We start from the raw sequence: 21,163 nt of genomic DNA, 5'->3' as shown, positions 1-21,163 counted from the left end.
GCGTAAAATAGGAAAACTATATGTTATGATGATATAATATTTAATATGGATTTCTGGTGTATAAACTTGCTTTATGCGGGCCTATTTCAGGAAACCATTGAAAATCTTTTCCACCCAAGTCCTTGTCACAAGCGAAAGTGTGAATCTTAGTAGATAGGTTCATGAGTCATGTTGGAGTAGCATAGGATGTTGTGATGTTCCAGGGTTCCAAAGATTTTCAATCGTTTCTCTTATAGGCAAGTTACTGTATAAAGAAATCTTAGTGTTACGAAATCCATAGTTAAGTGGGAATATTGGGAGGAATTATATGGAAAAGATACTTATAGTGGAGGATGACAGTAGCATATCTTCTGTTTTGAGGGTGGCCTTTAAATGTAGTGGATTTGAAGTGATGGATGTGGCCACAGGAGAAGAAGGATTAGAACTGGTGGAAAAAGAAAATCCAGACGTGGTTTTATTAGATGTAATGTTACCAGGAGTAGATGGGTTTTATGTATGCGATCAATTGAGGAAAAAATATCCTAATATTGGAATAATCATGTTAACGGCTAAAAGTCAAGATATTGATAAAATAAATGGACTTGAAAAGGGAGCAGATGATTATGTGGTAAAGCCTTTTAATCCAACGGAGTTGATTTTAAGGGTGAAGGCTTTATTAAGAAGAAGTAAAAAAGAAGTTCATGAGGGGGAAGCTATATTAGAAAGTAAACCCTTTAAAATAGATATATACTCTAAAAAGGTATATAAAAATAATGTGGAGTTAGATTTAACTCCTAAAGAATATGAATTGATGAAAATATTTATACAAAATCCCCAAAAGGCCTTTAGTAGGGAAGAATTATTAAAAAATGTATGGGGTTGGGAATTTGTAGGTGAGTCGAAAAACGTAGATGTACATATTAGAAGGCTACGAAAAAAAGTGGAAGATACTTCTTCTGAGCCAGAATATATTGAAACTGTCTGGGGTACTGGATATAGGTGGAAAGGATAAAGAAAATGGCTAAGGAAAGTATTAAAAAAAGATTAGTTAGTAATTTTATGATAGTAATTATTGTGACCGTATTGATCTTTGAAATGTTATTAATAGGACTTGTTAGAAAATATTATTATGGAAATGTGGAAGATATACTCATTAATCAAATTAAGATTTCTGCTAGTTTATATGAAAAATATTTTAGCTCAAAATCTTTAGAAGAAAATGTATTAGATGATGTGGATGCATTTTGGCATCAGACGGACGCTCAAGTACAAATTATAGATTCTAAAGGACAGGTCCTTATGGATTCTATTGGAGTTACCTATGATAGTCCCATGGAGTCTGGGGATTTTAAAAAGGCACTTAATGGAGAAATTGGAAAATATGTAGGCAGTGTTCATTATGACTCAAATAAGGTAATGGCCATATCACACCCTTTAAAATCAGGAAATGAAATAGTAGGGGTTCTACGTTTTGTAACATCACTAAAATGGGTAGATTTAGTAATGAAGAATATATCTATAATATTTATAGGTATAGGAGTCCTTGTAATGGCAATTGGTGCCCTAGTAAGCTTGTTTTTAGCAAATACAATAATAGAACCTATAAAAGATCTAATTAAAAGTGCAGAAAAAATGACTGAAGGAGACTTTCAGACTAGGGCAAAGATATTTTATAATGATGAAATAGGAAAACTTTCAAACACTTTAAATTATATGGCCGAAGAAATATTAAAAAGGGAAAGACTTAAAAATGACTTTATTTCATCCGTATCCCATGAAATAAGAACTCCTTTAACGGGAATAAAGGGATGGGCAGTACTTTTGAATAATGGAATAGTTAAGGATGAAGATAGTATAAAAGAAGGACTTAATATTATAGAAAAGGAAAGTGAAAGACTTACGGAAATGGTAGAGGAACTATTGGATTTTTCTAAACTTTTATCAGGAGAAGTAACTATTAAGAGGGAAAAAATTCATATGGAAAAAATTATTGAATACATAAAAACCCATATGACACCCATTGCATATAGAAAAAATATTGAGTTTCTAGTAGAATATGAAAGGCCTCTTCCTTTAGTGAATGGAGATAAAAACAAAATAAAACAAGTTTTAATAAATATTTTAGATAATGCTTTTAAGTTTGTAGATGAAAATGGTGTAGTGAAACTTAGGGCTGAAAAAGAGAAAAGTCATGTACATATATTAATAGAAGATAATGGGTGTGGTATATGTGAGAAAGATCTACCTAGGGTTAAGGAAAAATTCTACAAAGGTAAAAATAGTAAATCTAAGAATGGTATAGGTTTGTCCATATGTGATGAAATAGTTAAAATTCATGGAGGACAATTGTATTTAGAAAGTGAGATGGAGAGTGGAACAAGGGTTCATGTTCTATTACCCATAGAGGAGAAGAAGGATGAAGTATAAAATATTTGTAGTTATAATTTTTATGACCTTCCTTTCTGGTTGTATGGATTTGAAAATAGAAAAAGCTGATAATGTGATAGCTCCTAATAATGAAGCCATACCTGTTCATGGAAGTTGGAGTATAAAAGATTATAGACTAATACTAAATGATTTAAATGTTGAAAAAAATTTAAATAAATGGATTAATAGTAGGATAATATTTAGTGAAGATAAGATTCAAATAGGAAATGAAGTATGGAAAAGGCCTTCCTATAAGGTGAAAAGGGTGAATACTGAGAAATATTTTTCAAATACTTATAAGGTGAGCCCTAAAAGTCTTGGTATAAGTAAAAAAGAAGTTGAAATAATTGATATAATTTCTAATGGAAAGTTATTTGCTCAGTTTATTAAAGTGGATGACAATGATCTGGTGATTTTTGTAGAGTATATATTTTTCAATGTGAAGAAAATGAAGGATGAAGAAAAAGTAGAATTTATAAAAGCTCCTTTAGATAAAAAAATATCTAAAACGGGAGTATTAATAGGTATGAGAAGTGACTCTAAAGAATATAAGACCCTATGGATAAGTACAAAGGAAAATAAATTAAATCCTATTTTAGAAATGAATTTTTTGTTTGTACCAAGAAAAACTGGATTTTGGAAAGTGGCACTTACAGGTGAAGAAGATGGAATTCCTAACCTTATATATGCATATCCTATAAAAAATGAAGAAGATATAATAAGGGAAGAAGCTAATGAATGGGATAGGGAAAAGAAAATAGTTTTTACAGCCAGTGAATACATGGGGATAGAATATAGGCATAATGAAACTAATGAAATGAGATTTAAGATAATTCCTATAGATGGGCTTAAGGAACGTATTGGGATAAAAGTTTCTGATGTGGGTGGAAAAAAATTAAAAGAAGACTATTTTGTTGGTTTTAAAAGATTATTAAACTCTTTACATAAAAGTATTTATGATAGCTTAGATAAAAATCTTAGGGAAGATAATTTTATGCTATATAGATATAAGGGTCATTGGGCCATGAAGGGAAGAACTTATTATAATGACAGTAATAGGGATTATTTCGATTTTCAAGTGGAAAGATTTCCTTCAAAAAAAATAGTGAATTATGATAAATTTCATATAAGTTGGTTGGAAGTGGAGAAAAAGGTTCCGGAGGCCATAGATGGATTTACATCTCCTAATAGGGATGTGGCTATAATAATAAGTGATAAAAAAATATATATATATGAAATTGAAGAAATAGGACTTTCTAAAGATCCCATGGCTGTAATAGATAAGAAAGAAGATGAAAAGGTGGTAATGGCAGAGTGGGCTATCTACTCATATGTGGATAAATGGGATAAAATAATAAAAGAAGAAATCCAAAAGAATATGAAAAAAAATAATGTGGAAAAAGAATAGAAAAGAGGATGGTATGGCCATCCTTTTTGTGTTACAGAATTAAAAAAATTTACCAATGCATAAAAGATTATTTAGTGAATATTTGTAGTAGAAATACATATAAGTTTATAAATTAAACTTTTATGGAAAGAAGAACATTGAATTAATAGTTAAGAGAGGGTGTTTATTATAGATTTAAGTAAAGAATTGAACATGGCTAAGGAATTAGCCATTAAATCGGGAAAAGATATATTAAAGATATATAACAGTTCAATAAAAGTACAGTATAAAGAAGATAAATCACCACTAACAGAAGCTGACCAAAGATCAAATGAAATAATAGTATATAAGTTAAAAGAAGAGTTTCAAAATTACTCCATATTATCTGAAGAATTAAAGGATGATAAAGAAAGGCTGAACAATAATTGGTGTTGGATAATTGATCCCCTAGATGGAACTAAAGAATTTATTAAAAGAAATGGAGAATTTACAGTAAATATAGCACTTGCATATAAGAATAAAGTTGTTTTGGGAGTAATTTATGTTCCGGTAAGAGATGAAATTTACTACGCGGTGAAAAATGAAGGGGCTTTTTGTGAAAAACGCGGACATATTAAGAAGTTATATGTTTCTAATAAAAAAGAAAATTTAAGATTAGTAATGAGCAGATCTCATGCATCAAATAAATTAAAAGAACTGATAAGAAGAAATAATATTAAATATAAAAAAAGAACGGGAAGCTCATTGAAGGGATGTTTGATAGCAAGAGGGGATGCAGAAGTATATTATAGATTTGGCCTAACTATGGAATGGGATACAGCAGCAATGGAGTGTATTGTTAAAGAAGCTGGGGGAGTATTTAGACAAATGGATGATACGGAGATGATTTATAATAGAGAAAATAGTTTGAATGATAAAGGGTTTTATATATTAAATAATATAGAAAATAAATTGATATAAATTAAAGTGAGGAACTTCCCTAAAAGGCTAATGATTATCAGGTATAGAAAGACAGGTATGATTAGCTCTAGACAAGAATAATAATTCATTAATTACTCCTGTAGGGAAAATGGATTTTATCTTGAGGACAATTTACTAGGGCTTTCAATTTGGGAAAATATTTAAGCATATTCATTCTCATAACAGCCCACGAAAAAATCTTCCTCCTGATTCTCTTATGTCATGGGATATATATTTTAATAAGTTTAATTTTTCTTTTATATTATAAATAGTTACCTTTAAGGAAAAATTATAAGTTATAGGAAATTATAAACCCCTATATACCCTATCATTTATAGTATAATTAAATAGTATTATTTAGGAAATTATACTATGTATAATTATCATATTTGCTAAAGGAGTAGAGACTAATGGAAAAAATGATTGACAACTTAAATAAAATAAATGAAAAATACAAGAACTTAAAAGCCCTGTCTTTAAAAGAATTGGATAAGGATTGTACTGCTATTGTAGTGGTAGACGTGATAAATGGATTTATAAGAGAAGGCAACCTATTTTCAGACAGAATTGGGGAAATAATAAAACCAATAGAGGTTTTGTTAAAGAAGGGCGGGGATTACAAAAAGCTATTTATAAAGGATGTCCATACGAAGGAATCCTTAGAATTTGAAACATATCCATCCCATTGTTTGGTAGATACAAGGGAGTCAGAAATTGTGGATGAGCTTAAAGGTTACATAGATGATAATAGTCATATAATATGCAAAAATTCTACAAATGCCTTTGTAAATGAAGAATTTTCTAAATGGTTAAAGGTTAACGAAAAAGTGAAAAATTATATGATTGTGGGAGATTGTACAGATATATGTGTAATGCAATTGGCATTAACTCTAAAAGCTTATCATAATGAGAAAAATATAAAAAATAGAATAATCGTACCTAGAAACTGTGTGGAAACATATAATTTAGATGTGACCTACCATGATGGAGAACTACTGAATATAATGTCTTTTTATATGATGGATTTAAATGGTATTGAGATTGTGGAAAAAATAATATAGGAGAACATGAATGTCGTATTTAAAAATTGAAAATGTGAGTAAATATTATGGTGATGATTTAGTATTGGAAAATGTATCTATGAGTATTAAAAAAGGGAGTTTTGTATCCATATTAGGTCCATCGGGATGTGGAAAAACAACCTTACTAAAGATAATAAGTGGAATAGAAAAAGTTTATAAAGGGAAAATTTATTTGAAAAATAATGAAATAACTAACATGCCCATATATAAAAGAAATGTTGCATTGGTTTTTCAAAATTATGCACTATTTCCCCATTTATCAGTCAAGGAAAATATACTGTATGGTCTGAAAAATAAAAAAAATACAAAGGAAGAAAAGGAAAATTTACTTGAAGAAATAATATCTATTGTGAAATTAAAGGACTTTGTAAACAGGAAGGTAAATGAATTATCAGGAGGACAAAGACAACGGGTGGCCTTGGGTAGAGCTTTAATAATAAAACCTGATTTATTATTGTTAGATGAATCATTAAATGCCCTTGATAGGGAACTGAGAATTAAAATGCAAAGTGAACTAAAGGAAATACAAAAAAAGACTAATATAACAACTATTTTCATTACCCATGATCAAGAAGAAGCCCTTAAACTTTCTGACGAAATAATGGTAATGAGGGATGGGGCTATTGTACAAAGGGGAACCCCAAAAGACATATATGAACAGCCAAAAGATTTATTTGTAGCTAAATTTATAGGAGAAATAAATGTTTTGGGGGGGATGGTAAAAAGTGTTAAAGAGGACTTTTGTGAAATAGATATGGGTGGTCAGAGATTGTTTATTAATCCTCATAAGAATTTAAAAGTGGGCCAAGCACATACTTTTGCAGTAAGACCTGAAAAAATAAATATATGGAACAAGGAAAAAGTTTATAATGAAGGAGTTATTGAAGATATAACATACAAGGGGAATATGGAAATGTGTAGCGTTATATTGCAAAATGCGACAAAGGTCAAACTAATGATGCAAAATATGGATGATTCTGACAAAATTAAAAAGGGGGATAAAATAAAATTTGCAATTACGGATAGTATGTTTTTTGGAAAAGAAAAATAGAAAAAAAGTAATGGCACGTAGTAAATAAGAGGGTTTACTACGTGCTATTTGTATTTCTTGACTAATTTTGCTATATATTATATAATTTGTATTAGAAAGTTGCGAAAAAATCGATCTTTTAAAAAAGTTTTATTATTGCAACTAAGGAAGTGGAATCTTTCAAAAGGATTTTACAAGAATGAATGAAGGGGGAATAAAAGTGAGAAAAAGCTTATCGCTACTTCTTGTTTTAGTTCTAGTATTATCATTAGGGCTAGTTGGTTGCGGACAGAAGGAAGAAGCACCAAAGGAAGGAACTAAAACGGAAGCTCCAGCAGATGGAGGAACAATGGAATTAGCTTTTGCTACAGGTGGAACATCAGGTACATATTACCCACTAGGTGGGGCTATTGCTAATGTATGGAATGACAAAGTTGAAGGGGTAAATGTAACTATTCAACCAGCTGGTGCCTCTGTTGAGAACATCAATAGAGTATCTTCAGGAGAAGTTGATTTAGTATTAGCTATGAATAACATTGCTGATAACGCTTTCAATGGAGAAGGAAAAAGTTTTGGTGGAAAAGCTATTAAGAACTTTAAAGCAATCGGTGTTGTATACCCAGAAGTTATCCACTGTATCACTCTTAAGGATTCAGGAATTAACTCTATTGCAGACTTAAAAGGAAAATCAGTTAACCCAGGACCTCCGGGTAGTGGTACTTTCGCAACTGCAATGCCAATATTAGAAGCTTATGGAATTACTCCTAAGGATTTCACTGCAAAGCCAGGAAGTTTTTCTGATGCTGTTGCAGGATTAAAAGATGGTAATATTGATGCTGCATTTGCTGTTGTATCTTTCCCATCTTCAGCTGTATTGGAAATCGCTACTACTAACCCTGTAAAAGTATTAGAAATTAAGGGTGATGAGTTTGCTAAGTTACAAGAAAAGGTTCCGTTTGCTGCACCGTTTACAATTGCTGGTGGAGAATATAAGGGTCAAGATACAGATGCTACTACAGTAACTTTACAAGCTGTATTATATGTTAAGGAAGATCTACCAGAAGAAATGGTATATAACTTAACTAAGCAAATGTATGAAAATACTGAAGAAATAGCTAAAGGACATGCTAGAGGTAAGCAAATTAATGTTAAAAATGCTTTAGCAGGAGTAACTACTCCAGTACATCCAGGTGCTATGAAGTACTATGAAGAGGTTGGAGTTAAGTAAAAATATTTCACATATTAGGCCGGAATAGTGAAAGCTATTTCGGCCTTAATAAGAGGAAGAGAGAGATGAAAAAAACATTTTTAATTATTGCACTTTTGGCGTTGATTCTCTTTAGTTATAATCTGACAGTATTAGAAGTGTTTGTTGCTGATAGGGGAGTGGATAATGGTAAGGTACTCCTTAGGATGCCTGTAAAAACAGGACAAACCTTTGAAGTTAACTGGATACATTCTGTAAGCAAGAGACCTGTTATAGAAAAGTATAAAATACTAAATAATCTGAAAATCGCTATTAATGAAATGAAATTCGACACTTTTAGTGCTAACTTACCTGCAAGACCTGATTACAACACCAAATGGGAGTATAAGGACGATCATATAAGGGTATATAACTACAACATGGAATTTGATGAGGTTCCAGTGGTTATAGGAGAGGTAATAGCAGATCATATAATATGTATTGAAAATAATGTGGTATATTTGAGACAATTATACAGACCAGGGGGATTTGTAAAAGTAAGGGTCAAAAGGATGAACCTTATAAAATATATGGCTAAGGAGGGAATAAAGTAGATGAAAAATACAAATGTGAACAACACAATGGATGAAGCGAAGCAAGAAGAGCTTATGGCCAAATATGACAGAGAATTTTCCTACAGAAAGTTAAGTGGCGTAAACAAGACTTTAGTTTTCGTGATTACTGTCATCTGGAGTTTATGGCAGGTATATACTGCTACATTTGGATTATTACCACCTACGTTACAAAGAAGTATTCATGTTGGATTTGGATTAGTAGTAATTTATCTATTATATCCTATGACAAAAAATGACAAGACAAATAAGGTTAAATGGTATGATTTTATATTTATAGTATTATCAGTAGGTGTTGTGGGATACCACGTTGTGAACTTTGAAAACCTTTTATACAGAGCAGGAGCTTATAATCAAATGGATATGATAGTATCCTTGATTGCAATTGCATTAATTATTGAAGGTACAAGAAGGGTAGCGGGTCCCGTATTAATAACAGTGTCGGGAACATTCTTACTATATGCTTATTTTGGGCAGTATTTCCCAGGATTCTTATCCCATGGAGGATATTCTATTCCTAGAATAGCAACTTATGCATGGATAAGTACAGAGTCCATACTAGGTATACCTATAATGGTATCATCTACATTTATATTCTTGTTCTTATTATTTGCATCTTATTTAAAGAAAACTGGTATAGGAGACTGGTTAACTGATTTGGCTTTAGCCATTGCAGGTGGAGCTACTGGAGGGCCAGCTAAGGCTGCCATAGTAGCAAGTGCATCGCAGGGAACAATTTCAGGAAGTTCCGTTGCAAATACGGTAGGTACAGGATCAGTAACAATTCCACTTATGAAGAGTATTGGATACAGAAGTGAATTTGCCGCCGCGGTTGAAGCAGCAGCTTCTACTGGAGGACAATTGATGCCACCTATAATGGGTGCAGCTGCATTTATCATGACTGAGTTTACAGATCTTCCATATGTAACTATAGCTTTAGGAGCATCCATACCAGCATTCCTTTATTTCGTGGGTATATTCATTATGGTTCACTTAGAGGCTAAGAAGAATGGTTTAGAAGGTCTACCAAAGGAAAGAATACCTAATTTAAAGAGACTATTAAAAGAAAAATGGTTCTTAGCAACGCCTATATTTGCAATAGTATTCTTACTTGTTAAAGGATATACACCTATGAGAGCAGCTTTAATGGGTATATTATCAACTATAATTATAGGATTTATAAACTCACACTTAGACGAGAATGTTAACTTTGGTTTTAAAGAATTAATAGAAGGATTAGAAGAAGGTGCAAAGAGTGCATTAGCCGTTGTTATGGCTTGTGCTAGTGCGGGTATAATCGTTGGGGTAGTAACATTAACTGGACTTGGAATTAAGTTTGCAAATGGTATTGTTGCTTTATCTCAAGGAAACATATTCCTAACTATGTTCTTTACTATGATTGCATCGATAGTATTAGGTATGGGTATGCCTACTACTGCAAACTATATAGTTCAAGCTACTATTGCAGCTCCTGCATTAATAGCTGTTGGAGTTCCAGTATTAGCAGCACATTTATTCGTATTCTATTTCGGTATCATTGCAGATATTACACCACCTGTTGCTTTGGCAGCCTTTGCAGGCTCTGGTATTGCCGGATCCAACCCGTTTAAAACCGGAGTCCAGGCATCTATGCTGGCCTTTGCAGCTTATCTGGTGCCATATGTATTTGCAACATCACCATCATTAGTATTAGTATTTACTCCAGAATCCTTAATATTAGGATCAAAGGCAGCTACTTTAATAATTTCTTTATCAACAGCTTTATTAGGTATGTTTGCCATTGGTGGAGGTGTGAGTGGATACTCACTGACCCATTGTAAAAGTTGGGAAAGACTTGTATTAGGTCTTGGTGGAGTTCTATTAGTAATGACTAATTTAGTACTTAATGGAGTTGGTTTAGGATTAGTAGTTCTTGTATGGCTTGGACAAAAAAATAGAGTTAATAAACAATTGCAAGTTTAAATATGATATAAAAGGCTAAAACATTTTGTTTTAGCCTTTTATAACGTTTACTACTTTTTTTATTTATGGTAAAATTACAATGTTACATAAGATGTAGGGAGTGATTTTCGTGGGTAGACACGGTACTATTGAAAATAGAAAAAATAAACAAGATGCTAAAAGAGCAAAAATATTTACAAAGTATGCAAGATTTATAACAGTTGCAGCAAGAGAAGGTGGGGGAGACCCAGAATATAATGCTTCTTTAAAAAATGCCATAGATAAGGCAAGAGCCATCAATATGCCAAATGATAATATAAAAAGAGCTGTAAAAAAGGGTGTAGGTGGAAATGATGGAGATAACTTTGAAAGAATTTCCTATGAAGGTTATGGTATAAACGGTATAGCAGTAATAGTAGAGACTTTAACGGATAATAGAAATAGAACGGGAAGTAATATGAAGTACTATTTCGATAAAAATGGAGGGAATCTAGGAACTCCTGGGTGTGTATCTTTCATGTTTGATAGAAAAGGTCAAATCCTAATTGAAAAAGATGGAGTAGACGAAGATGCCCTAATGGAAGCATCCTTAGAAGCTGGAGCTGAAGATTTTATAGTAGATGATGAAAGCATCTACGAAGTATTAACGGCACCAGAAGATTTTTATGAAGTAAAGGATGCCCTAGAAACTGCTGGATATAAATTCTTAGAAGCAGATGTAAGTATGATTCCTCAAACTATGACGGCTCTTGATAGTGAAGAGCAAGCAAAGGCCATGAATAAGCTTATAGACATGCTTGAGGATGATGATGACATTCAACAAATTTATCACAACTGGGACATGCCTGAAGAATAATCATAGGAACATTTTATTGGGTTTTGAATGATAAACACACCTTTTATCTAGCTAGATAAAAGGTGTGTTTTTGTTTTTCGGACAAAAATATAAGTGAAGTTTTTCATATGAATTGTTATTTTTAAGAGGTGGGGGAAATTCAGGGACTTAGAGGTTGGGTTTTCGCATATAGGAATTGATTTAGAAGAAATTGGTAGTTTGTTGTATAATAATAGGATAAGGGAGTGAAACATATGGCAAAAAAGAAAAAATATTATGCAGTAGCCGAAGGAAGAGGTGTGTTGCCTAATATATACATAAATTGGGATGATTGCAAAGGGGTAGTTGAAGCATATAAAGGAGCTAAGTATAAAAGTTTTAAAACAATAGACGAAGCTATAGGTTATTTAGCATCTGACGTGGGTTTAAAGTCTGATGATTTAGTTAAGAAATGTCCTTACTTACTTAAACATAAACCTGCTGAAAGTATCAAACTTGTAAAACAGAGAAATAAGACTGAGAAAATTCAAGGTAAAGATATAAATATTAATAATGCTAATAATATACAAAGGGCTAATATTTTAAAAATATATGTTGACGGTAGTTTTAGACAAGGCATAGCTAATTATGCCTATGGGTACGTAGTTGTATTAAATGGAAGTATAGTTCATAAGGCAAATGGAGTAGGAAGTGATAAGGGAGCAGTTCTGTTAAGAAATGTTGCTGGTGAGATGGTAGGAGCAATGAGAGCTGTTCAATTTGCAATAAAAAATAATTATAAGGATATAGAAATATATTATGATTATAAAGGTTTAGAACATTGGGCTAAGGGAACATGGAAAAGAAAAAATGATTATACTAAAAAATATTATGAGTATATGGTAGAAAAAATGAAGCAAGTTAATATTACCTTTGTAAAGGTAAAAGCCCATTCAGGAGACGTATATAATGAGATTGCTGATAAATTAGCAAAAGCAGCTCTTGATGGAGTTAGTGCCAATGACAAAGAAATTGTTATTAAAAAAGGTGAAGTTAAGAAGAAAGAAGAAAATGTGAGAGAAAATGGAAATAGAAATGATAAACTTGGATATTTGAGTGGATTGTCTTCAGAAACAGAAAGTTGGGCAAGAGGAGTGATTGAAAATAATTCTCCAAACATATATCATTCAGTTGCCGCAATAATTCGCTATGCAAAAGACAGTAGGGTTAATAAAGAAATGACAGATAAATATTATGAAAAATACAGTAGTAAAAGACCGTACTTATTAGGTCATAAAGATAAAATTGAAGAGTTATTCTATTATATAGAAAAAAGGCTTGACAATAAAAGACCATAAATCAAGTGATTTAAAGAGACACAGAATGGAGATAAAAAAATTATGACCAGTTCAAATTTTGTATTATTATTATTTTTCGGAATAACATACATATTTATCTTAATTGTATAGAAATGAAATCAGTAGGTGTAATGAATGTAGTATATGATACTGAAGTAAAGCCTTAGCTGATCTCATTTGATTACTTTGTTTCCGAATACCATAAGCTAAAGTTAAAAAAGAAAATTTCAGATGAATTAAATATACATATAGACAAAGTTGAAAATAACGATACATTTAAAGGTAGAAAAGGAGTTATGATAAAAGGATTCAATAAAGTAAACCTTTTATGCAAAGAATTAAAAGTATTAAAACCATAGAGAAATACTCTAAAGAAAAGAATAGCTATTAATAGAACTGTAAAAGCTTCTAATATCCTATGGGAAGTAGATATAAAGTATGGATACATAAATGGAGGAGACAGATTTTTCTACGTATTATCATATAGGCCGTAGCTGTAAGGCTGAAGATGTAATAGTTAGCCTAAAGAGAGCTTTAATAAAGAGCGATATATTATTAAATGAAATACCATTAATAATCAGGTCTGATAATGGGCCATAATTTATTAGTAAAAAGTTTGAAAAAGAATGTATAGGTATGAATATAGAGCATGAAAGAATACCGTGTAAAACACCAAATAAAAATGCATATATATAATCATTTCATAGATTATTAGAAGAAGAATGCATATCTAAAAATGAGTATGAATTTTATGCCGAAGCTTATAGATCAGTATGTGAAATATTATAATAAGGTTAGAATACATGGATCAATAGGGTACTTATGTCCTAGTGAATATTTTGAAAATTGGAAAGAAAACAAGGAAAAGAAGCAAGTAATCAGATTATAGTTAAATCTTTTATTTTGGAGAAAAACTTAAAGGAATACTATGAAAAGAGAAGAATTAATGAGTTTTTGTCCAAAATAAAGGGGTTAATCCGTAGATACATTAATAAACAAGATATATAGTCTAGATTATCTTGTATATGTAGTATATTGGTAACTAGGAGCAGTAATTACTGGGGGCAATTTATTAGAAAGAATGAGTTAGAATGAAAATGTATAAACACAATTGGTGTTAGTAAAATATTAAAAATAGAAATAAATTTATAAAAATAGAGATGGAATAAACAATAAAAAAGGGTAGGGGATGAAAATGAAACTATTGAACTTTAGTAATCTTTTGACAATAGCATTTGGTATAACTTCAAGCATTGCGACTATAGTTGGGCTGGTCACAATTTTCATATCTATAAACAGACAACATAATATACAAAAGCTGAGAGAGATATTATGGGAAATGGAAAAATTTCAAAGAACTTTAAGAAGATATGATGATATTGATAAGGAAACAGAATTTTGTTCGTTATTTAACATATATAGAAACCTATATAATAGTACAGCTAGTGCAAATGATAGCATAATTAAGTTAGCAATTTTTTCATTATTTGTTGTTATAATTATATGGGAAAGTATTTTATTGTTATCTTATCCATTGACATTTAGCAAATATGAATATGGATTTGTAGTAACCTTTATTACTGTAGGAGTAGCTATTCTAATAGGATTCATGATGCTTCTCGATAAATTAAATAATATTAAAAAATCTAGCAATTTGCCCAGTCAGTTTGAAGTACTTAATGCCAATAATATAAATGAAATCAATACACTACTAATTGCTGGTCAATTATTAAAAGTAAAGATAATGAAATAGGCACATAGAGATACTTATCAGATTTTGATTGGGTTGCCGTTGCCATTCGAAAACATTGAAATAAGTAATGAGATATATTTAGGGGCTAATAATAATTTAGAGGAAGAAGCAGAAAGGTATTTTGATTATATCATTAATGCTCCTAATTTGTTGGTTAAAGGCAGAGAAAATATTTCTTCTTTTCATTCTCCATATATGAATTTTGATGAGTATTACTGGTACAACTTACAAACAGGAGTTAAAATTCCGGTAGATAGAGAATATGTTAGAGTTGAACTTACACTATGGAGTGAGAAAGCTAAAGAAGAAGTTAATATATACTTTGGACAAGTAGATATAAATTACTTGAATAATAATGAAAATGATAGTGTTCCTAGTATGATTATATACCCTAAAAAAGTAGAGGTAATTGATGAGAACACAAGACTAAGGGGAAATACTACTAAAGAGTTAATTCTTGATATGTGCGGAGGTATAGATAACTTTGAATTTAATGAGGAATTAAATTCTTGTGAGGTGCTATCATCTATAGATGACACAAATAAATTGAAAGAATTTAAAGTGAAATTATATATAAGATTCTTTAGATTTTGGAGAAAGTATTACGTAGAAATAATTTATCTATTTCTTTCTTTCATGTGTCTGATTTTATGTATATTATATGTTGAGAAATATTCTAAATTATAATCAAAATAAAATCTATTATCTTATAATCTGACCTACGGAGAGTAAAAAGGAATTGTTATCCAAGGTTTAAATTATCATCAAAAAAGTATAGAAAAAAATCATAGTCAAGCTCCTTCCATGTAAGTTTTGCAAAACTTATATGGAAGGAGCTTGACTATGACAAATAACTAAGAATATATTACCACAGAATTAGAAAAAATGCTATATGCAATTTTATCCATAACGCCAAAAAGGTTGAAAAACCTAGTATATATAATTATTGGAATAATATTAGCAGAATCAGTTGTTATTTCTGATATATCTAAAAAACTTAAAGATAGTTTCACAGATGCAACTGAAGAAAGTAAAATTAAAAGAATATATAGATTTTTTAGGTCTTCACCTATAAATCCAGATTATTTATACGGATTTTTCATTGAAGATTTAATTAGAAAATATGTGAAGAGTAGTAAATGCAACAAAGTTATTATAATATTTGATCATTCAACCATTGATGATAGATTTTTAATATTAAAGTTTTCATTGAAAGTAGGCAAAAGGGCAATCACCCTGTGGTATAGGATATTTAAATATAATGAAGCTAACAATAAAGATTTTTCTCATATAAAAGAAGCTATAAAGGATCTTTATCAAATTTTCAAACCTTATGATTATGAAATTATATTGCTAGAAGATAGATTCTTTAAAAGTATTGATTTGTTCAAGTTTATAGATGATTTGGTCTGGAAGTATTGCATAAGATGCACGAAAGATATGATTATAAAAATAGATAGTAAAGATAAAATCAATAAACTACAAGACATAAGACCATTGAAAAAAGGGACAAAGCATTTTAATAATATTCTACTAAGTGCAAAAGAATATAATTGTAATTTAGTTGTGTGTAAAGCAGAAGATTCCGAAGATACTTGGTATATAGCAAGTAATATGGATAGCAAAAGGTGTATTTTAGAATATAAAAAGAGATTTATTATAGAAGAAATGTTTAGAGATTTAAAATCTAAGGAATTTCGCATGGAAAATACATGGTCAGATAGCATTGTATATTTCAAAAACCTGTATTTATGTCTATGTATAGCCTACACATGGATGGTTATATTGGGAGCAGATTGTTCTAAAAATAAGAAAAGTAAAATTATAGGAACCACGAAGAAAATTAAGAACAGAGTTATTAGAATCTATAGTTTGTTTAGCAGCGGTCTAAAATGGCTTAATAAGTGTTATGGCTCAAATATAAGAAAGTATAAGCTAAAATTCAATTTTATACTCTATGACATATGATAAAGTCTAGTTATTTTAGAATTTATGGTTAAATTTAACATTGGATATGGCCATGATAGGGTATTTGTAACTCTATCTATTTCCATTATTTTTCTAAAAAGGAATAAAAGTGATAGAAATCCTTCTATTTAACAATAATATAATAGTTCAAGTCAAGGAGCGAAAACTTTAGAGTGAAGGTAGTTACAAATTATAGATTTTATTCATAAAATACACTAATCACTGTACGTAGGTCAGAGAGATATATACCATATATTTCACCTTTTCCATTTTTTTTAGTTGTAGTAAAATTGATGTAATATATTCAAATATATGCTAAAAAATGGTAATATGGTATTAACTAATGACACAAGAGGAGGATTTATGAAGAAAACAATAATAAAGTCAGGTGTATTGACAATGTGCGTAATAATAACATTGTTAAGCAATACGGCATTGAACATTCATGCACAAGATATAACATTAGATACAGAAGTTACCATTGTAATACCTGCAATTAGGGAGAATTGTGAGCATATTCATTTTCCAGATGAAAATTTAGAAAAAGCAATAAGAAATGCAATAAATAAACCTGTAGGTGACATGTATAAAGACGAGGTCAGTGATATTGAAGAATTGGTGATAAATAATCAGAATATTAGCAATCTAGAAGGAATGGAATGTTTCGTGAATTTAAAATATTTGGAAATGAGCAATAATAAAATATGCAATATAAAACACTTGAAAAATCTTAATAATTTATTGAGTTTGAATCTTTCACACAATGAAATAGATGATGTCAGGTTATTAAAAAATTTGGTTGACTTAGAGCACTTAAATTTAGATTATAATAATATAAGTAATTTAGATCCATTAAAAGAAATGAGTTCTTTGATTAATATAAGTTTGGATTCTAATAAAATAAACAATATAAAACCGTTAGAAAACCTAACTAATGTGGCGTGGTTAGACATACACGGTAACAATATAAAAGACATAGAACCACTAAGTAATTTAGTTAAGATATATTATTTGGGCATAGGTGGCAATCAAATAGAAGATATTTCTCCATTAAAAAGTCTTGAGAATTTAGTTGACTTAAGGATAGGATATAATAGAAAAGTAAAGGATATAACACCCTTAAAAAACTTAACTAGACTGGAAGTATTGTACGTTGATGATAACAAAATAAGCAATATAGAACCATTGACAAAAATGACCAATCTAAGGGTTCTGGGTATTTCAGGGAATGACATACAAAATATAAATTCGTTAAGAAACCTTATAAATTTAACTGATTTAGATATAGGAAATAATAAAGTAAATGATATAGGGGCATTGAGAAAACTTGTAAATTTAACGTCATTAAGACTTGGTAATTATGAACATGATTCTTTTAATAATAATGATATAGTTGACATAAGATCATTAAGAAATCTCGTTAATTTAAAATCTCTAATTTTATATAATAATAAAGTAAGTAATATTGAGCCACTAAAAAAGTGTGAGAATTTGACTGATTTATACTTAGATGGAAACCATATAACTGATATATCTGTACTTCGTGATTTAGAAAATTTACAGTCACTAGAAATTAGTAAAAATCAAATAACTAATATAGATTCAATAGGCAATCTTCCGAAATTACAGGTCTTAAATTTAAGGGATAATGAAATAGATAATATAAAGCCAATAAAAAACCTAATAAATTTAACGTATTTAGGCGTTGGAGGCAATAAAATAAAAGACATATCTGTAGTAAGTAATTTACAAAATCTAAATTCTATTGATATTAGCGATAATGGAATAAGTGATATAAGTTCATTGAGCAATCTTATACAATTAAGAAACCTAGATATTAAATACAATGAAATATATGATATAAAGCCATTAAAAAATCTTGTGAATTTGAGAGAGTTAATGCTGGATGAATATAAGATAAAGAATTACAATCCTATTAGCCATTATTATGACAAACTTGAAAGTAGGAATTTTAACCTAACAAAAGATAAAGATGGGAACTATACGGCTGTTCTAGAACATTAAAAGATTGGAATAATATGAAAACAGGAGTTGTAGAGTTAGCTTTTTTACCTCAATTTTCAAAATTTGATAATATTGATTATGTTGAAGACGGAATTAAGTAAAATAATAGGGTAGTAGGAAATTATATTCCTCTACCCTTATTTTGTTTTTAAAACAAATAAAAGGAAGGATGGTGTTACACAAAATTTACATAGTTTTAATGGGTATTATTTATGTTTATTTATAAAATTGACCAATTTATGTTTTGAACATTCCTAAAACAAAGTGTATTATCTATTGTATAAGATAGTTATTTCTAATTATAGTAGTTGATTTTCACGAAAGGTGGTGAAATATCAAGTTTTATCACTCATGAAACTTGATATGGATATGATTGATAGGAAAAAAAACCATGAGCTTTATGAAGAATGGGAAAACTTTGTGTTTAAAGGGATTAAACCCAGTAATCAGATAAGAGATTTTATTGCTGAGTCATGGGCTAGAAGTGTGGAGAATCATGTGAATCCACAGCATAATGACCCGATTTATATATCTGAAGAAGAATTTGAAAGAAAAAGGAAAGAGAGTGATGCCTTTATAAGGTCAGCAGTTCCTTATATGGAAAATCTATATGATTCATTTAAGGGATCAGGTTGTACTGTAATAGTGGCAGATAAAAGCTGTTGTGTATTAGAGGTAATAGGAGATAAAGAAGACCTTGAAAAGATTGAAGTTCATAATAAAAAAGCTTTGTGTAAGGAAGTATATATAGGGACAAATGGCATAGGAACCACTATTTATTTAGATAGACCTATTCAAATTTTGGGAGCAGAGCATTTCGCACTAGAAAATCATCCCCTTAGTTGTTCAGCAGCTCCTGTTCATGATAGGGAAGGAAATTTAATAGGCTGCTTGAGTATCTCCTGTGTCTTAGCAGATGCAAATCCTCATATTCTTAGCATGGTCACTGCAGCTGCAGGAGCTATTGAAAGACAAATGATTATTGAAAGTGAGTTAGCAGAAAAACAAGATTTAATCATACAAAGAGAAAAAGCTTTTCAGAGTATATCCGAGGGAATCATCATATTAGACAAAAATATGAAAATCATAAGTATAAATGAAAAAGCCTTAAAACTCATGGAACTAGATATGGGAAAAAATTATATTCATAAAGACGTAAGAGAGTATTTGTTAGAAGATATGAATTTAGAAAAGCTAATCCATTCAAAAAAAGACACTATAGATCAAGAACAAAGGTTAAGACTTCATTCAGGAAATATACTAAATTGTATTTTGTCCATCTCTATTATATGGAATGAAGAAAATATAAAAGGGTTCATTATCATCTTAAAAGAAATGGAAAAAGTACATGAGCTAGTGAATAAAATGTTACGATCTACTGCCTATTATAGCTTTGAAGATATTACCTTCCAGTCTCAGGTCATGAAAGAGGCTATACATATTGGAAAAATAGCAGCGGATAGTTCGTCTAATGTGTTAATCGTAGGAGAAAGTGGTACGGGAAAAGAGTTAATGGCTCATTCTATTCACAGCGCTAGCAAAAGAAAAAATAAACCATTTATCGCCATTAATTGTGGAGCTATTCCTAGTGGACTTATAGAAAGTGAGCTTTTTGGTTATGAGGGAGGGGCTTTTACAGGATCTAAAAAAGAAGGGAACCCTGGCAAATTTGAACTTGCAAATGGAGGAACTATATTTTTAGATGAAATTGGAGATATGCCCCTTGAAGTTCAGGCATCTCTTTTAAGAGTTCTTCAAACGAAAGAAGTTTATAGGATAGGAGGGAGAAATCCTAAAAAGATTGATGTGAGAATTATAGCTGCTACCCATAGAAATTTAGAAAATATGGTTTCGGAAAATTCCTTTAGATTAGATCTCTATTATAGAATAAATGTGTTAAATATTTATATACCTCCCTTAAGAGAACGAAAAGAAGATATTGAAATACTCATAGAAGCTTTTATAAAAGAGTTTAACAAAAAATTAAATAAAAAGATAAAGGGATTAGATGAAAATACGAAAAAATTACTAAATGCTTATGATTGGGTAGGGAATGTAAGGGAGCTTAGTAATGTCTTTGAAAGAGCCATTAATATATGTGAGGAAGATTATATACAAGACAAAGATCTTCCAGATAAGATTTTGTGTAATGTGAAAGTGGAAAAGTATAATTATGATCAGGTGATTGAAAATAATGAAAAAGAATTTATCATAACTATACTGAAAAAAAATAATGGGAATATAAAAAAATCAGCACAAAAATTAGGCTTTAGTAGGAGTAAAATGTACAGAAAATTAAAAAGCTTAAACATAGATTGGGAAAATTATAGGAAATAAAAAATGTAGTAGGGTTTAGGGTGTTTGAATATTGAAACCTTATGATTATTTAAAGCATGTCTCATAAATGACACATGAAACTGAAACATGTGTCATATGTGAGACATGTTTGTTTTGTAGAAATATTTTAAAATACCTTAAGCAATAGCTTGTTACTAACTGTGAAGTCATATTTCTTCATAATATTTTTAAGAATATGGAATTACATTTTTGAAATAAACGGGTTAAAATCAATCTTTATCACAAAAAATAAATAATAAAACTTTATTATAGGATTAAGTTTT

Annotated in this window: 18 protein-coding genes; all 18 read left to right on the top strand. The window is 30.2% G+C overall.

Annotation, left to right across the window (positions count from 1 at the left end; all coding sequences use genetic code 11):
* Window positions 1-307 precede the first annotated feature (307 nt).
* The 18 genes from N4A57_RS17805 (at window position 308) to N4A57_RS17720 (ending at window position 20,879) form a co-directional block, all read left to right on the top strand.
* Entirely contained in the window at window positions 308-991 is a 684-nt protein-coding gene (locus N4A57_RS17805) for a response regulator transcription factor (protein WP_293659443.1), read from the top strand.
* A complete protein-coding gene (locus N4A57_RS17800) occupies window positions 979-2,406 on the top strand; it encodes a HAMP domain-containing sensor histidine kinase (RefSeq protein ID WP_330671550.1) in 1,428 nt (475 codons plus the stop codon). The genes N4A57_RS17805 and N4A57_RS17800 overlap by 13 nt, the downstream gene beginning before the upstream one ends.
* Window positions 2,396-3,814: a hypothetical protein gene (locus N4A57_RS17795; protein ID WP_293659442.1), complete on the top strand. Its 1,419-nt coding sequence runs from the start codon at window positions 2,396-2,398 to the stop codon at window positions 3,812-3,814. Before N4A57_RS17800 ends, N4A57_RS17795 begins: the two co-directional genes overlap by 11 nt.
* Window positions 3,815-3,973: 159 nt before the next feature.
* Window positions 3,974-4,753 (top strand): 3'(2'),5'-bisphosphate nucleotidase CysQ, encoded by a 780-nt coding sequence (gene cysQ, locus N4A57_RS17790; RefSeq protein ID WP_330671549.1) that lies wholly within the window; start codon window positions 3,974-3,976, stop codon window positions 4,751-4,753.
* A 410-nt stretch (window positions 4,754-5,163) separates the two neighbouring features.
* Window positions 5,164-5,814, top strand: coding sequence for an isochorismatase family cysteine hydrolase (locus tag N4A57_RS17785; RefSeq protein ID WP_293659440.1), 651 nt, complete (start codon window positions 5,164-5,166; stop codon window positions 5,812-5,814).
* Between the two features lie 10 nt (window positions 5,815-5,824).
* Entirely contained in the window at window positions 5,825-6,886 is a 1,062-nt protein-coding gene (locus tag N4A57_RS17780) for an ABC transporter ATP-binding protein (RefSeq protein ID WP_293659439.1), read from the top strand.
* 199 nt (window positions 6,887-7,085) lie between these two features.
* On the top strand, window positions 7,086-8,093 hold the full coding sequence (locus N4A57_RS17775; RefSeq protein WP_293659438.1) for a TAXI family TRAP transporter solute-binding subunit: 1,008 nt from the start codon (window positions 7,086-7,088) through the stop codon (window positions 8,091-8,093).
* Window positions 8,094-8,158: 65 nt separating this feature from the next.
* Window positions 8,159-8,665: a DUF1850 domain-containing protein gene (locus tag N4A57_RS17770; protein WP_293659437.1), complete on the top strand. Its 507-nt coding sequence runs from the start codon at window positions 8,159-8,161 to the stop codon at window positions 8,663-8,665.
* Window positions 8,666-10,645 (top strand): TRAP transporter permease, encoded by a 1,980-nt coding sequence (locus N4A57_RS17765; protein WP_293659436.1) that lies wholly within the window; start codon window positions 8,666-8,668, stop codon window positions 10,643-10,645.
* Window positions 10,646-10,754: 109 nt separating this feature from the next.
* On the top strand, window positions 10,755-11,480 hold the full coding sequence (locus N4A57_RS17760) for a YebC/PmpR family DNA-binding transcriptional regulator (RefSeq protein WP_293659435.1): 726 nt from the start codon (window positions 10,755-10,757) through the stop codon (window positions 11,478-11,480).
* Window positions 11,481-11,713: 233 nt separating this feature from the next.
* A complete protein-coding gene (locus N4A57_RS17755) occupies window positions 11,714-12,796 on the top strand; it encodes a ribonuclease H family protein (RefSeq protein ID WP_293659434.1) in 1,083 nt (360 codons plus the stop codon).
* A gap of 450 nt (window positions 12,797-13,246) precedes the next feature.
* Window positions 13,247-13,396: a hypothetical protein gene (locus tag N4A57_RS17750; protein ID WP_293659433.1), complete on the top strand. Its 150-nt coding sequence runs from the start codon at window positions 13,247-13,249 to the stop codon at window positions 13,394-13,396.
* 151 nt (window positions 13,397-13,547) lie between these two features.
* Window positions 13,548-13,685 (top strand): IS3 family transposase, encoded by a 138-nt coding sequence (locus N4A57_RS17745; RefSeq protein WP_293659431.1) that lies wholly within the window; start codon window positions 13,548-13,550, stop codon window positions 13,683-13,685.
* 300 nt (window positions 13,686-13,985) lie between these two features.
* Window positions 13,986-14,549 (top strand): hypothetical protein, encoded by a 564-nt coding sequence (locus N4A57_RS17740; protein WP_293659429.1) that lies wholly within the window; start codon window positions 13,986-13,988, stop codon window positions 14,547-14,549.
* Between the two features lie 33 nt (window positions 14,550-14,582).
* On the top strand, window positions 14,583-15,236 hold the full coding sequence (locus N4A57_RS17735; RefSeq protein WP_293659428.1) for a hypothetical protein: 654 nt from the start codon (window positions 14,583-14,585) through the stop codon (window positions 15,234-15,236).
* A gap of 234 nt (window positions 15,237-15,470) precedes the next feature.
* Window positions 15,471-16,517 (top strand): transposase, encoded by a 1,047-nt coding sequence (locus tag N4A57_RS17730; RefSeq protein ID WP_293659427.1) that lies wholly within the window; start codon window positions 15,471-15,473, stop codon window positions 16,515-16,517.
* 363 nt (window positions 16,518-16,880) lie between these two features.
* Complete coding sequence (locus tag N4A57_RS17725; RefSeq protein WP_293659426.1) at window positions 16,881-18,542, top strand: leucine-rich repeat domain-containing protein; 1,662 nt, start codon at window positions 16,881-16,883, stop codon at window positions 18,540-18,542.
* A 351-nt stretch (window positions 18,543-18,893) separates the two neighbouring features.
* Window positions 18,894-20,879: a sigma-54-dependent Fis family transcriptional regulator gene (locus N4A57_RS17720; protein WP_293659425.1), complete on the top strand. Its 1,986-nt coding sequence runs from the start codon at window positions 18,894-18,896 to the stop codon at window positions 20,877-20,879.
* Window positions 20,880-21,163 lie beyond the last annotated feature (284 nt).

The sequence above is a fragment of the Anaeromicrobium sp. genome (genome assembly GCF_025210435.1).
Taxonomy (GTDB): Bacteria; Bacillota; Clostridia; order Peptostreptococcales; family Thermotaleaceae; genus Anaeromicrobium.
Note: the sequence above shows the minus strand (reverse complement) of the source record. Positions and strands in the feature narration are given on the sequence as shown.

What these genes read in the sequence shown, in the direction of transcription:
- N4A57_RS17720 (WP_293659425.1), top strand. Translation starts at nt 18,894, where the DNA reads ATGAAACTTGATATGGATATGATTGATAGGAAAAAAAACCATGAGCTT.
- N4A57_RS17750 (WP_293659433.1), top strand. Translation starts at nt 13,247, where the DNA reads ATGGAGGAGACAGATTTTTCTACGTATTATCATATAGGCCGTAGCTGT.
- N4A57_RS17745 (WP_293659431.1), top strand. Translation starts at nt 13,548, where the DNA reads ATGCCGAAGCTTATAGATCAGTATGTGAAATATTATAATAAGGTTAGA.
- N4A57_RS17770 (WP_293659437.1), top strand. Translation starts at nt 8,159, where the DNA reads ATGAAAAAAACATTTTTAATTATTGCACTTTTGGCGTTGATTCTCTTT.
- N4A57_RS17780 (WP_293659439.1), top strand. Translation starts at nt 5,825, where the DNA reads ATGTCGTATTTAAAAATTGAAAATGTGAGTAAATATTATGGTGATGAT.
- N4A57_RS17785 (WP_293659440.1), top strand. Translation starts at nt 5,164, where the DNA reads ATGGAAAAAATGATTGACAACTTAAATAAAATAAATGAAAAATACAAG.
- N4A57_RS17725 (WP_293659426.1), top strand. Translation starts at nt 16,881, where the DNA reads ATGAAGAAAACAATAATAAAGTCAGGTGTATTGACAATGTGCGTAATA.
- N4A57_RS17755 (WP_293659434.1), top strand. Translation starts at nt 11,714, where the DNA reads ATGGCAAAAAAGAAAAAATATTATGCAGTAGCCGAAGGAAGAGGTGTG.
- N4A57_RS17795 (WP_293659442.1), top strand. Translation starts at nt 2,396, where the DNA reads ATGAAGTATAAAATATTTGTAGTTATAATTTTTATGACCTTCCTTTCT.
- N4A57_RS17765 (WP_293659436.1), top strand. Translation starts at nt 8,666, where the DNA reads ATGAAAAATACAAATGTGAACAACACAATGGATGAAGCGAAGCAAGAA.
- N4A57_RS17740 (WP_293659429.1), top strand. Translation starts at nt 13,986, where the DNA reads ATGAAAATGAAACTATTGAACTTTAGTAATCTTTTGACAATAGCATTT.
- N4A57_RS17805 (WP_293659443.1), top strand. Translation starts at nt 308, where the DNA reads ATGGAAAAGATACTTATAGTGGAGGATGACAGTAGCATATCTTCTGTT.